The organism is Anseongella ginsenosidimutans (assembly GCF_008033235.1).
GTDB classification, from domain to species: Bacteria; Bacteroidota; Bacteroidia; order Sphingobacteriales; family Sphingobacteriaceae; genus Anseongella; species Anseongella ginsenosidimutans.
In genome coordinates, this window is record NZ_CP042432.1 from 1176371 (window position 1) to 1189581 (window position 13211).

13 protein-coding genes are annotated in these 13211 nt (G+C 48.8%); 8 read left to right on the forward strand and 5 right to left on the reverse strand.

Annotation, left to right across the window (positions count from 1 at the left end; genetic code table 11):
• Positions 1–57: 57 nt before the first annotated feature.
• From FRZ59_RS04885 to FRZ59_RS04920, 8 genes are all read left to right on the forward strand, one after another.
• Positions 58–915: an ABC transporter ATP-binding protein gene (locus FRZ59_RS04885; RefSeq protein ID WP_132128190.1), complete on the forward strand. Its 858-nt coding sequence runs from the start codon at positions 58–60 to the stop codon at positions 913–915.
• Positions 912–1712 carry a hypothetical protein gene (locus FRZ59_RS04890; RefSeq protein ID WP_132128191.1) on the forward strand — a complete coding sequence of 267 codons (801 nt, stop codon included), beginning with the start codon at positions 912–914 and terminating at the stop codon, positions 1710–1712. Before FRZ59_RS04885 ends, FRZ59_RS04890 begins: the two co-directional genes overlap by 4 nt.
• A gap of 2 nt (positions 1713–1714) precedes the next feature.
• Complete coding sequence (locus FRZ59_RS04895) at positions 1715–2095, forward strand: GntR family transcriptional regulator (RefSeq protein ID WP_132128192.1); 381 nt, start codon at positions 1715–1717, stop codon at positions 2093–2095.
• Complete coding sequence (locus FRZ59_RS04900; RefSeq protein WP_132128193.1) at positions 2082–2924, forward strand: hypothetical protein; 843 nt, start codon at positions 2082–2084, stop codon at positions 2922–2924. The genes FRZ59_RS04895 and FRZ59_RS04900 overlap by 14 nt, the downstream gene beginning before the upstream one ends.
• A gap of 38 nt (positions 2925–2962) precedes the next feature.
• Entirely contained in the window at positions 2963–3877 is a 915-nt protein-coding gene (locus tag FRZ59_RS04905; RefSeq protein WP_132128194.1) for an ABC transporter ATP-binding protein, read from the forward strand.
• The gene (locus FRZ59_RS04910) at positions 3874–4650 is read left to right on the forward strand and encodes an ABC transporter permease (protein WP_132128195.1); all 777 of its coding nucleotides are present in this window, start codon (positions 3874–3876) and stop codon (positions 4648–4650) included. The genes FRZ59_RS04905 and FRZ59_RS04910 overlap by 4 nt, the downstream gene beginning before the upstream one ends.
• Positions 4651–4719: 69 nt before the next feature.
• Positions 4720–6990: a S41 family peptidase gene (locus FRZ59_RS04915; RefSeq protein ID WP_132128196.1), complete on the forward strand. Its 2271-nt coding sequence runs from the start codon at positions 4720–4722 to the stop codon at positions 6988–6990.
• 78 nt (positions 6991–7068) lie between these two features.
• On the forward strand, positions 7069–8112 hold the full coding sequence (locus FRZ59_RS04920; RefSeq protein ID WP_132128197.1) for a dipeptide epimerase: 1044 nt from the start codon (positions 7069–7071) through the stop codon (positions 8110–8112).
• A gap of 58 nt (positions 8113–8170) precedes the next feature.
• Here the strand turns inward: FRZ59_RS04920 and FRZ59_RS04925 are convergent, their stop codons facing one another.
• The 5 genes from FRZ59_RS04925 to FRZ59_RS04945 form a co-directional block, all read right to left on the reverse strand.
• Complete coding sequence (locus FRZ59_RS04925; protein ID WP_132128198.1) at positions 8171–8362, reverse strand: DUF6358 family protein; 192 nt, start codon at positions 8360–8362, stop codon at positions 8171–8173.
• A gap of 7 nt (positions 8363–8369) precedes the next feature.
• Entirely contained in the window at positions 8370–8687 is a 318-nt protein-coding gene (locus tag FRZ59_RS04930) for a rhodanese-like domain-containing protein (protein WP_132128199.1), read from the reverse strand.
• Positions 8688–8877: 190 nt separating this feature from the next.
• Positions 8878–10677, reverse strand: a complete 1800-nt coding sequence (locus tag FRZ59_RS04935) for a MutS-related protein (protein WP_132128200.1) — start codon at positions 10675–10677, stop codon at positions 8878–8880.
• Positions 10678–10701: 24 nt separating this feature from the next.
• On the reverse strand, positions 10702–12033 hold the full coding sequence (gene argH / locus FRZ59_RS04940) for an argininosuccinate lyase (protein ID WP_132128201.1): 1332 nt from the start codon (positions 12031–12033) through the stop codon (positions 10702–10704).
• Between the two features lie 103 nt (positions 12034–12136).
• The gene (locus tag FRZ59_RS04945; protein ID WP_132128202.1) at positions 12137–13195 is read right to left on the reverse strand and encodes a M20 family metallo-hydrolase; all 1059 of its coding nucleotides are present in this window, start codon (positions 13193–13195) and stop codon (positions 12137–12139) included.
• Between the last annotated feature and the right edge of the window lie 16 nt (positions 13196–13211).

A 13211-nucleotide genomic window follows, 5' to 3' on the forward strand; every position in this document is an offset into this window, starting at 1 on the left:
TTAGAAATTCTATATTACTTTGGTGTATGATCTAATTAGTACACTAACACAATATGTATGATAACAATCGAAGACCTTTACTTTTCGTACAGGCGAAAAAAGGTAATTTGCGGCCTTAACCTGAGGCTGGAGGCAGGGCATATTTACGGGCTAATGGGTGCGAATGGTACCGGGAAGTCCACGCTGCTTCGTTGCATTGCGGGCCTGTTGTTCCCTGAACACGGAAGGATGAAGGTCCTTTCTCACCGGCCAAAAGAGCGGCACCCTGCTTTGCTGCGTCAGTTATTCATCATTCCGGAGGAGTTTTATCTGCCTGACGTCCGGATTGGGCAGTTCGTTCGGTATAATGCGCCTTTTTATCCATCGTTTAGCAAAGAACAGTTCGATAGCTGCCTGGAAGATTTTGGCGTACCGTATGGAAATACCCTGCTGAAGATGAGTTACGGGCAAAAGAAAAAGGTGCTTATCAGTTTTGCCCTGGCTTGCAATACGCCTCTTTTATTGATGGATGAGCCTACCAACGGGCTGGATATAACTGGAAAAAGGCAATTCCGGAAACTGATTGCCGGAACAGCGACCGATGAAAGATGCATCGTTATAAGTACACACCAGGTAAAAGACCTCGACAACCTGATTGATCATATACTTATTCTTGAGGAGGGAAGGATGCTGCTGGACGAGCCCGCCGAAAGGATCAGCCGCCGCCTGCAGTTTAAGATTTCTTTCGATCGGGAAGAGATAGAAACCGCTTTATATAGTGAGGACTCTTTGAAGGGCAGCGCGATCGTTACTTCCAACCCGGACGGACAGGAAGGACAATTTGACCTGGAACTGCTATACAACGCGGTCACCAGCAACAAAGAGGGCGTACTGGCTCTATTCAATGAAGAAATTATCCAAGAAACTCTGTCATGAACAATTCATTTAGCTTTTCCCGCCTCTGGCAGCTTATTCTTAAACAAGGAATAGAAAATGCCCGATTCTACCTATTATATTATCTGGCCATACTGGGTGTCATCTTGGCGGTGGTTATATTTTGGATGAATATCCAACATACCAAATATTATGAAGAACATTTTTATGCTTTTATGCACGTGGCTTTATTTTTATCGGGGACTTTATTCGCAAATCTGCAATTTGATTTCTTGTCAAGAAAAGCCCGCGGCATTGCCTGGCTTAGTTTTCCTGCCAGCCACCTTGAGAAGCTGCTGTGTGCCGTTTTCTACACCTTCATCGTCTTTAATCTCGTGTTCTTGGCCGGAGTTTTGCTGGCCAAGTGGTTGATAATTACCTGTATAACCATTTATGGGATTCCGGAGGGTGCATCATGGATGCCCATGGGGCCCTACATAGAGAGTCCTCTATTTAATTTTGCGTTATTATTTGTTGCGGTGCAGGCCTTTTACCTGCTTGGTTCGGTATATTTTACCCGCTTTTCTTTTGTAAAGACCACAGTGGCTGGCCTCATCCTGATCGGTGCCTTTTTTCTCTATATGAGCATGCTGAATAAATACATGCTTGGCTCAGGTTATTGGCCAGGCGGGGCGACGTTTCGTTCGTACGGATCCCCGGATAATGACGGGATCTACTTTTATAAAATCTATCATTTGTCACCATGGCTTGAAAATACGGTGGGCTGTTTGTTAAAATACGGTTGGGCACCTGCATTTTGGATAATTACCTGGAAACGATTGGCTGAAAAAGAAATTTAATCATGCAGTTTTACGATAACGGGCAGGCGATTTACCTGCAGATAGCCGGGTATATGTGCGAGAAAGTCTTGCTGAAGACCTTTCAAGCCGGGGCGAAGATACCCAGTGTCCGTGAGCTGGCGGTGCAGCTGGCGGTCAACCCTAATACGGTCATGCGTACTTACGATTTCCTGAAACAGCTTGGCATCATTTACGACAAAAGGGGGATCGGCTATTTTGTGGCGGAGGATGCGGTAACGAAAGCTCGTTCATACATGAAGGAAGATTTTACCAGCCGCGAATTACCCTCCCTGCTCCGTGGAATGTACCTGCTCGGGCTGGAACCCGAAGACCTTAAACCCAATTTTGACGCTTTTAAAAAACAGTATAATGAAGACAAGTGATAAACTACTCAGTCTCGTGATAATCCTGATATTTGCCATGCCCTTGTTAGCGGTATTTTCATTCCGGAAAAGTATGCGGGAAGGAAAGTATACCATTGAAAATATCGGCAACCAAATAGTAACCAGAGGAACATTTCAACCCTATAAAACAATAAAGATAATTGCTCCGGTACCCGATGCACTGCAATGCTTTCTGTTTCCGGCCACTCCCGACAGCATGCGTTACGCTGCCGTCAGGTACCATGCTACGCCTTACGATAGTATTAATGTATACAATGGCGGTGACACCTTGTATGTTCAATATATGAGTGGTCAAACGCAAGCTGAATACCCTGATGGCAGGAAAACAACTGCAGGTATTTCCTATAAGCAGTTGCGTGTGAACCTATATCTATCCTCCTTCGATGACATCGTGGTTGACGGAGGCACCGTAACAGCCGATTCATTGCGGCAGCCGGCAAAATTTAGCCTTGTGAATCTGGGGACGCTTCAACTGGGGAAACACGGGCGGCGGACGGTCCGTCGGGAACGTATACAAGCCGGTACCGGGGAATATAAAATGGTCGGGATCGATTCTGTCTATAGCGGGGATTTTAACAAGCTGGATATTGAGGCCCAAAATGGCCGGCTTATCATCGGCAGCGTGGCCTGGGTCCGGGATTTGAAACTCGACCTGCGGGGGAAGTCACGCCTGACCATCGACAGCGCAGCCCGGGTAGATCAGATTTCCGGGTCTATTTCCGCCAGTACATCCATCATTAATCCGCCTCCCGGAATAATGCCGAGATTAAGTCCATTGATTTCGAAAGAGGAACCGCTTCAACAATAACCGGGACCATGAATATTTCCAGCAAGCCTCCTTTTTTTATGGAAACATCTAACCTTAGCTACCGGTATTCAGCAAAAGGCCCTGCTGTTGTAGACAACCTGTCCCTGCAGGTCCCTGAAAAAAGTATCTACGGGTTTCTGGGACATAATGGCGCCGGTAAAACCACCACTATCCGCTTGCTTCTTGGCTTGTTGAATACGGTATATCCTGTCAAATTGTTTGGCCAGGAACTGAAACAAAACGCACAGGGTATTCTTAGCCGGGTGGGGGCGCTGATCGAACATCCAAGCCTTTATGGAAACCTCACCGCCGCCGAAAACATGCAGGTGATTTGCCGTTACCGCCGGCTGTCTTTCGGAGGCATCCCCGGCATACTGGAAACCGTAGGCCTTGGGAAGCACGCGAACAGGAAAACGAAAGATTTTTCTACCGGGATGAAACAGCGTCTGGGCCTGGCCATTGCTCTGCTGGGCGACCCTGAGCTTATCATTCTTGATGAACCCACCAACGGATTAGACCCGCAGGGAATACTGGAAATGCGGGAACTGATCAAAAAACTAAACCAGGAGAAGGGCAAAACGATCTTCCTTTCCAGCCATTTGCTGGCCGAAGTGGAAAAAGTTTGTACCCACGTGGGGATCATCCGTCAGGGACGCATGCTTTTCCAGGGCTCCGTAACACAGTTGACGGAACTTTACAAAAGCAGTCAGGTACCGGTCCTTATAGAAACGGATGATAATGAAGGAACCAGGAAGTTATTGGAACAGCACGGTTTTGAATGCAGAATTGAAGGTCTGCAGCTTTTGACATATTTATCGTCGCGTTCAGCTATCCCTGCCCTTATTGATCAGATCCGTAATAGCGGGATCGGTATTTACCAGATAAAGGCCGAAAGCAAAAACCTTGAGGAGCTTTTCTTTAGCCTTCACAATGATCCAAACAGCGGCACATGAGTACATCAACTTCACATTTCGGCAACGCCCTCCGGGCCGAAGCCCTTAAAAGCAAACGAAGTTTCGCGCTTTGGCTAACGGCCGGATGCTCCCTCTTCATTCCGTTGATATGGATGCTGGCCCTGCTATTCAAAAGCGAAAACCTGCTGCCCAACGTAAGCCCCTCTCCCTGGGACTACCTGTTCAGGCAAGCCTACCAGAATTCGACCCTGCTGCTACCTTTTTTTATCGTACTGATCGTCAACCTCATCGTTCATATCGAACATCGCGCCGATGCCTGGAAGCAATTATATGTTCAACCGGTCTCCCGGGCACATATTTACTTCTCCAAATTGCTTTTCATCCTTCTCCTGACGGCCGCATCGCACCTGCTCTTCATGGCCGGCATTTTCCTGGCGGGGATTTTAAGCGGGCTAATCGTCGGGGAATATAATTTCCTTACCTCCGCACCTGATTTTCAAGTTTATTTTGGCCTGCTTTTCAGGTCCTTTATCGCGATAATGGGCATTGCTGCGCTGCAATATTCCTTATCCTATCATATAAAAAATTTCAGTATTCCCTTTGGAATAGGGCTGGCCGGGGTGATTTTGTCTGTAATGGCCATTCGGGCCGAAGAAATTATTTACCTCCCCTATTCCTATCCCATGCTAAGCCTGTTCAGGTATGAGAAAGCCGCGGGTCCGTTGCTGGCTGACGTGCATTACTACAGTTTGGCCTGGTTCCTGGCATTTGCGGCGGCCGGCTTTATAATTGCAAGGAAAAGAACAGTTTAGCCCTGCCTTTTTTAGAGAAATCGCTTGAAGATGATATCTTTATTTGATCAACCATTAAACCTGATACTAATGAAACGATTTTTCCTCTTCCTATTAGTGAATTTTTTCAATCTTGCAGTCTTTGCACAAACCCCCCGGCAAATCGGGAACATAACAACTTTTGCCAAGCTATATGGTTATGTCAGGTATTTCCATCCCAGTGATGAGGCGGCGGCAACAGATTGGGAAGGCTTTGCCGTTTATGGCGCTGAGCAGGTAGAAAACGCCTCCAATGCCACGGATCTTAAAAAAAAGCTCGCAAAATTATTCCTTCCAATCGCTCCTTCGATAAGGATTTACATGGCGGGTGAGGACGTACGTTTCGACAAAGCGGAAATTACACCTCCTGACACGGCCGGATACAAAGCCATAAGCTGGCAACATCTCGGTATAGGGTTCGGTGACGAAAGAAGTATTTATAAAAGCAGTCGCATTAACAGGTTAACGATATCCAAAAGTAACCGTGCTACATTCGGGAATGCGGGTGAGATGATCGAAGTGAGCAGTTACCAGGGAAAGGAATTTATTCTTAAAGCAAGAGTCAAGGTTGTTAAGGGGCCGGGAACCGGGCATCTTTGGGCTCGTGTCGATACTGACCAGGGTACGGGCTTCTTTGATAACATGATGGACAGACCCGTGATAAATGGTAAAGAGTGGGCTACATACGAAATCAAGGGAAAGATTGATACGAATGCCTCAAAACTGGCCTTTGGCGCTTTCCTGCTGGGAACGGGGAATGTGCTGGTTGACGATCTAACGCTACTGATAAAAGAAGGAGAAACCTGGGCCACCCACTATTCTAACAAGTATCCTAAAAATGAAGAAAAGAACCTTGAGAAGATAAATGAAGCGCAGCCGGGCTATCATTTCAGTATTAATGAAGACGCGGAGGATAGCAATTTCTACCTGTCTATAAGTGACAGCCCTGCTCGTGCCAGAAATGGCGATTCCGCAAGGCTGTTTGAACAGCATTGCCAGGTTGGAGAATATATCAGTAAGGAAATTGGATCAGGACTTCAATGCCTTGTCCCGCTGACCCTGTATGGGACAGAAAAATCGACTTATCCTGTTGCGGATAAGGACGGTTTGGAAAAACTAAGAAATAATTTGTCCTCAATTGTCACTGCTTCCCTGAGCGGGGACAGCCTGTATACCCGCCTGGCTGATCTAGTGATCACCTGGAATATCTTCCAGCATTTTTACCCTTATTTCGAGGAAGCGCAAACCGATTGGGAAAATGATTTGAGGATCGCGGTTAAAAGCGCCTATACGGACAAGACAGATTACGATTTCCTGAAGACGTTGCAAAAGTTCACCGCAAAGCTAAAAGACGGGCATGTAAGGGTTTCTTCGCCGGCCAGCATCCGCGAAAGATTCATGCCTCCTGTTGAGTGGGAATGGGTAGAAAACAAGTTGATAATTACCGGAATTCTGCAGGATTCCCTTCCATTGCAAGCAGGAGATATTGTGACGGCCATCAACGGGAGTTCCCCGGAAGCCTATTTTGAAGAAATTCAGCAATATATTTCCGCTGCCACCAAGGGATGGCTGGACAGCAGGGCGCAAGTCAGTTCCCTTGCCGGGATCGAAAATTCCACCTTAAACTTAAAAATCACTAAAGCCAACGGATCAATGGAGGATGTTGGCCTTTTGCGCAGCCTTTCCGTTAGGGGATACTACGCTGCGCGCTCCGAAGAAACCGTTAGCCGGGAGATCTCGCAAGGGCTTTATTACCTCAATATTGACGCGGCTTCTGATGACGATATAAAAGAACTGATGCCGAAGCTAAAAGACGCTGACGGGATTATTTGTGACCTGCGTGGGTACCCCAAAAGCAGCCCTGAACTAATCGCTCACCTGCTTTCCGAAAAGGACACTTCGTCCATGTGGATGCGGGTTCCCAGGATTATCTATCCCGATCAGGAAAAAATAGCCGGCTATAAGCATTTCGGTTGGGAAATGGCTCCCAAGAAGCCCCATTTAGATGCCCGGATCGTTTTTATCACAGATGGAAGCGCCATCAGTTATGCAGAGAGCTACATGAGCTTTATTGAACATTATAAACTGGCCACCATTGTGGGGCAGCCAACTGCCGGCACCAACGGGAATATCAATCCCTTCCGGCTTCCTGGCGGTTACCATATTTCATGGACCGGGATGAAAGTATTCAAGCACGATGGCTCCCGGCATCACGGGGTGGGAATTATTCCTGACGTGTACGTTGAAAAAACAATCGCGGGCGTACGCGAAGGCCGGGATGAATTTCTTGAAAAGGCAATAGAAATCGCCAAAGGAAAATGATCCGGTAAATTTTTTCATACTTTTTATTTCTTCCGTTCGGACAAAAATTAAAAACGCGAATTCGCTATCTTCGGGATAATGAAACTTAATTTCCGTCCTTTTAACCTGCAGCTCAGGCACGCCTTCGGCATTTCCGGCCATACCCGTACTTCAACTCCCCTGGTGCTAACGCAGATTGAACATGAGGACCATACCGGTTTCGGGGAAGCCTCCATGCCGCCTTACCTGGGGGAAAGCCAGGAAACAGCGCGGCAGTTCCTTAAAAAGGTAGATCTGGCCCGATTTAGTGCGCCGCAAACCCTGGAAGATGTTTCGCCCATTATGCAATACCTGGACGCTCTTGCGCCCGGAAATACGGCGGCGAAGGCGGCCGTAGATATTGCCCTGCATGACCTGCTGGGAAAGATCAAGGACGAACCCTGTTACCGGCTATTCGGGGTAAACCCTGCGGCCATGCCGGCCACTTCTTTTACCATTGGGATTGATACTGCGGAGATGCTGCGCAAAAAAGTGAAGGAAGCGGAAGCTTTCCGGGTCATCAAGGTAAAGCTGGGGAGTGATCACGATAAGGAGACTATTGAGGTGATCCGCTCGGAAACGGCTGTCCCCCTGAGCGTGGATGCGAACCAGGGCTGGAAAAACAGGGAGGAGGCGCTGGAGATGATCCATTGGCTGAGCGAACGAAAAGTCCTCTTTATAGAGCAGCCCATGCCGAAGGAAGATACGGAGGGAAATGCCTGGCTCAGGGAAAATAGTCCCCTTCCTGTAATCGCTGACGAAGCCTGTCAGCGCCTGGCTGATGTGGAAAAGGCGGCGGGAATATATGACGGGATCAATATTAAGCTAATGAAATGCACGGGATTGAACGAAGCCGCGAAAATGATCAAACGGGCGCGCGAGCTGGACCTGAAAATACTGATCGGCTGTATGACTGAAACATCCTGCGCGGTAATGGCAGCGGCCGCACTTGCTCCTTTATGCGACTGGGCGGACCTGGACGGCCCCTGGCTCGTTGCCAATGATCCCTGGCGTACACCAGCGCTTCAGGACGGCTCTATCCGGCTGGAAAACCAACCCGGCCTGGGCATCATAACTTGCGACCGCGATCGCAAAAAATCATAACAGGCGTTTATGCAGAACGACTGAAAGCGGTATACTACCGGCAATGGAAGCGGGGGAACTATTTTTCTTCTTTCTGCATCCGCCGTACTTTCCTTATATAGACGATCTTCAGTACGACGAACATAATAAAGCCCAGGAAGGCAGCAATTAGCTGGGCCGCATTACCGGTATCATAGACTTTCATCAACAGGATAAAGGAAAGAAAGAGCATCACATTGATGCCGACATTTGTGATCAGCTTTTTGGTCATGGGCCTTTCAGCTTACATGCATGTCAGGGTCAATTTCATCCGCCCAGGCCTTGATGCCGCCCTGCAGGTTGTACAGGTTGTCGAACTGATGCTGTTGTTCCAGTTGCTGGATAGCGGCTGCGCTGCGCTTGCCGCTCCGGCAATGGATGATTACCGGCTTATCGCGGGAGATCTTGTCCGTTTCCAGCATAACGTTCCCCAGCGGGATCAGCTCGCCTCCCAGGTTGGCTTCTTCGTATTCAAAATCTTCCCTTACGTCGATCAACTGGAAATCTTCTCCGTTGTCGATCTTCTGTTTTAATTCCTCTACGGTTATCTCTTTCATATTGATTGACTTGCCGTGAAAATTGACTCTGGTCAAAAATACAAAAATTAAGTATCATCCTCCTCATCGGAAAGTGATCGCCCGGAATTTTTGCCAGGTATGACTCCGGGCCGCCGTGGCAGAATCCCCGCCCGTGCAAGCCGGGGCCGCCGCCGGATACCGGTAATGCTAGCAGGCGCCGGTAAACCTCTTATTTGATAAGGCCGGTCTTCTGCATCAGGAAGGTTGCATTCTTATTGCGTGCAATGCCTTTCCTCAGCGTGTAATCAAAATGAAGCTCATTTTTTTCCAGCGTGCTTTCGAAGCAGTAGTTGCTTACCCGGGCAGGATGCTTTTCTTCCAGCTTTCCCAGGTCAAGGTCATGAGTGGCGATAATACAGAGGCAATCATGATGAATGAATTCTTCTACCAGGCCCGTGGAGCCGTAAAGCTTGTCCGCGGAATTAGTGCCTTTCAATATCTCATCGAGCAGGATGAAGAGTTTTTTGCCAGCCCGCAGCTGGTCCATGACCATCGACAGCCGCTTTAGTTCGGCATAAAAATAAGAAGTATCTTCACTCAGGGAATCGCTTACCCGCATGCTGGTATAAATGCCCGCAAGACAGCAGTTGAATTTCCGGGCAAATACCGGCGCGCCTGCGCAGGCAAGCACCAGGTTCACGCCAATACTTCGCAGAAAAGTGCTTTTCCCGGACATATTTGCTCCTGTCAGGATCACCACTTTTTTGTCCTGGCCAGGGCTGAAATCGTTGGGAACACAATCATGTCCGGCAATGAGCGGGTGCCCCAGTTCCTCCGCCTCAAAGAAGGATTTCTCATGGAACTGCGGATAACAATACGAGGGATGATTGAAAGCGAAATTGGCAAAAGAGTTGAGTTCGTCACAACGAAAAATAGTATCTAACCAATGGGGCATACGCTCGCGGTATCTCAGGCGCCAGCTGTCAAGGGCAATGACGCAATGAATATCCGAGAGGAAAAAACCGTTCAATACTGCCCCGATCATCAGATTCAGCCGCTGATCAAAAAAGTTTAGGAGCTTCGTTAGTCGCCGGATGGCTTCAAAGGCTTCCAGTCCCTCCTGCCGGAGCGATTTCAGCGTTTGGTTACTGAACTCCTGCTTTCCCATATGTTCCAGCAAGAAACTGAATTTCTCCAGCAACAGGTGCTTTCGGCTCAAAACAGCATGGATACGGTTAACCTGCTTCAGGAACAAGCCGGTAACAGCCAGGTTGAAGAGGACCATCAGTACCCAGTAGGTATGGGCCAGCTGCCCGGCAAGGGCCAGGATGAAAAGAAGCAGGGCTATCGCAGGCAATACATACCGCATAATGCGCAGAAAGGGAGTATTAAGAGAACTTCGGGAAGCGGAAAGCCAGTCATAAAGCTGCCGGGTTTCCTGCTGCGTCTCGTTGAAACCCTGACCCTTTGCCATGAAATGCTGACGGAAATCGATCAGCGGCGCCAGCTCGGCAATTGCTTCCTGGCGTTCGCGGATAACCGGAATGCCGGAAGGAACAGACGTAAGCGTCCCTGCCAGCAACGCTTCTCCCGAAAGACAGGCGGTGCGGTTTACCAGCTGGAAAATGGAGTTTTTCCCGAAAATATCCAGGTCATATGTATAAGGGTGTGCAGCGTTCGCATAAGCATTTCCTTCCGGAAAGACATCCCGCTGCCCGTTCAGGGCTGCTGCTTCCTTTTCATTGATGATTTTCAGCCGCCCGAAGTACCCCTGCTGCTGCCGGTACCTTGCATGGCGGCGAACCAGGAAAGCGAAAAGAATAATGCCTGTAAATGTCACGAACAGCCATAACCAGTGCGGATCAGCTATTGCCTGCCAGCCCGCAGCAAGCACGACAATGGCGGTTAGCAGTCGGAGGGCAGCATACCAACGGGCTTTTTTTCCAAAGTTAAATTCCTCTCCGGCGAACTTTTCCCCGCGGGATTGGTAAACAGAACTGCTTGATTCCGGCTTGCGTGACTCCTGCATAGCTTATTGAACAGAACGTAGAAGCTACTGCAGAAGTTCTTCCAGCGCCCGGTGGATTTTCGGGAAGCCGAAAGCATGGATGATATTATTCATTTCCTTGCGGATCTGGTCATTGCAAAGGTTGCCGATGCTGCCTTCGTGTGTATGGCTGATCTCTCCGGGGGCGCTAAAGCTGTCCGCTTCAATCTCCATTCCTACTTTCCGGTAGGCATCCCGGAAGGGCAGGCCCGCCAGGACCTCTTTATTTACCGCTTCTACGCTGAAAAGATAGGTGTACCTGGGGTCCTTCAGCAGGTTATCCTTTACGATGATGTGCTGAAGCATGTAATCGCAGATCGTAATGCAGGTTTCCAGTTCCGTGAATGCAGGGAACAGCACCTCTTTTGTCAGCTGCATTTCCCGGTGGTAGCCCGAAGGCAGGTTATTAATAAGCAGGGTGAATTCATTGGGAAGGGCCTGAAGGCGATTGCATTTTCCCCGCAGCAATTCAAATACATCCGGGTTCTTCTTATGCGGCATAATGCTGGACCCGGTCGTCAGCTCGTCCGGGAAGCTGATAAAACCAAAGTTCTGGTTCATATACAGGCAAACGTCGTATGAGAACTTGGAAATGGTGGCCGCAATGGAAGCAATTGCCGTGGCCATCGCCTTTTCGGTTTTACCGCGGGTCATTTGCGCATATACCGAATTATAATTCATTGTTTCAAAACCCAGGAGGCGCGTGGTCATTTGCCGGTCCAGGGGGAAGGAGGAGCCGTATCCCGCAGCCGAACCCAGCGGATTTTTATTGGCGATCCGGAAAGCAGCCAGCAGCAGTTCCATATCATCCACCAGGCTCTCTGCATAAGCGCCGAACCATAAGCCGAAAGAAGACGGCATGGCAATCTGCAAATGGGTATAGCCCGGCAGCAGCTTATCCTTATGCTCTTCACTTAACCGGGTAAAAGTACTGAAAAGCTGTTCCACCTTCCCGGTGATGTCCTCGGTTTTATGACGGAAATAAAGTTTCAGGTCAAGCAAGGCCTGGTCGTTCCGGGAACGCCCGCTGTGTATTTTCTTTCCGATATCGCCGATAAGGCCGGTCAGCAGCATTTCCACCTGCGAATGCACGTCTTCCACGCCTTCTTTAATGTGAAAATTCCCGTTTTTGACCTCGGAGTAAATATATTTGAGCCCCTTTTCTGCCAGTTCCAGTTCATCTTTTTCCAGCAGGCCAATGTGATGCAGCATTTTTACATGTGCAATGGAACCCCATACATCGAATACCGCAAAACAAAGATCAAGTTCCTGGTCGCGCCCGATCGTGAATTTCTCCACCTCGCGGGTATTTTGGGCATTTTTTTGCCAAAGTTTCATTATCGCTTCTATTTCAGGTTATTGCTGCCGCAAAAAGCGGCGGCAAGAGTTAAAATTATCCAAAATTTACTTGAAGGGATGTAAAATTATTGTTAATTGTCCATTACAATACACTATCCAGTAGTTTAACGTAAAGCGGGATGCCTTCTTTTATTTCATCAAGAAAAATAAACTCGTCAGCGCTGTGCGAACGTGCGGAATCGCCCGGCCCCATTTTAAAGGAAGGTACCGGTAGAAGGGCCTGATCCGAAGTAGTAGGTGAGCCATAGGTTTTCCTTCCCAGCTTTTCTCCGGCTTTGACGATAGGATGCTCTTTTTCGATGGAAGAAGCGCGGAGCCTTACCGACCGGGGCTTTACGCTGCACCGGACGTGCTGCCGGATGATCTTCAGGATCTCTTCATTGGTATATGCGTCGGTTGTCCGAACGTCTACGGTGAACTCGCATAAATCGGGAACTACGTTATGCTGGCTTCCGGCCTTTATGACCGTTACCGACATTTTCACCGGACCCAGGTATTCCGAAACCTTGGCAAACTGGTATTGCCTGAACCATTCAATGTCCCGGAGGGCATTATAGATCGCATTTTCCCCCTCATCCCTGGCGGCGTGTCCGGGACGCCCCTGAACCTGGCAGTCAAGTACCATCAGGCCCTTTTCCGAAATGGCCAGGTGCATTTCCGTAGGTTCTCCCACAATGGCAAATGCCACAGGACCAAACTCCGGGTATACGAGTTCTATCCCGTTTTTCCCGGAAATTTCTTCTTCCGCCGTGGCGGCAAGCAAGAGATTATACTTCAGGTTTTTCTTATCATAAAAATGCAGGAAAGCGGCGATCAGCGAAACCAGGGCGCCTCCCGCATCGTTACTGCCAAGCCCATACAGCTTCCCGTCTTTTTCCAGCGGCTGGTAGGGGTCAAGCGTATATGCGCCGGCGGGCTTTACCGTATCATGGTGGGAATTCAGCAGGATAGTTGGCTTTTTGGCGCTAAAGTATTTATTGCGTACCCATATATTATTAAGTTTTCGTTCAGGCTGGACAACCTTTTCCCGGAAAAACTGTTCAATGGCATCGGCCGTTCCTTCTTCCTGGCGGCTTTGCGAAGGGATGCCTATGAGGGTTTTGAGTAACCTTATTGCGTCCTGGTATAGTTCCTCAGTCATTTTTTTAAGGAATTCG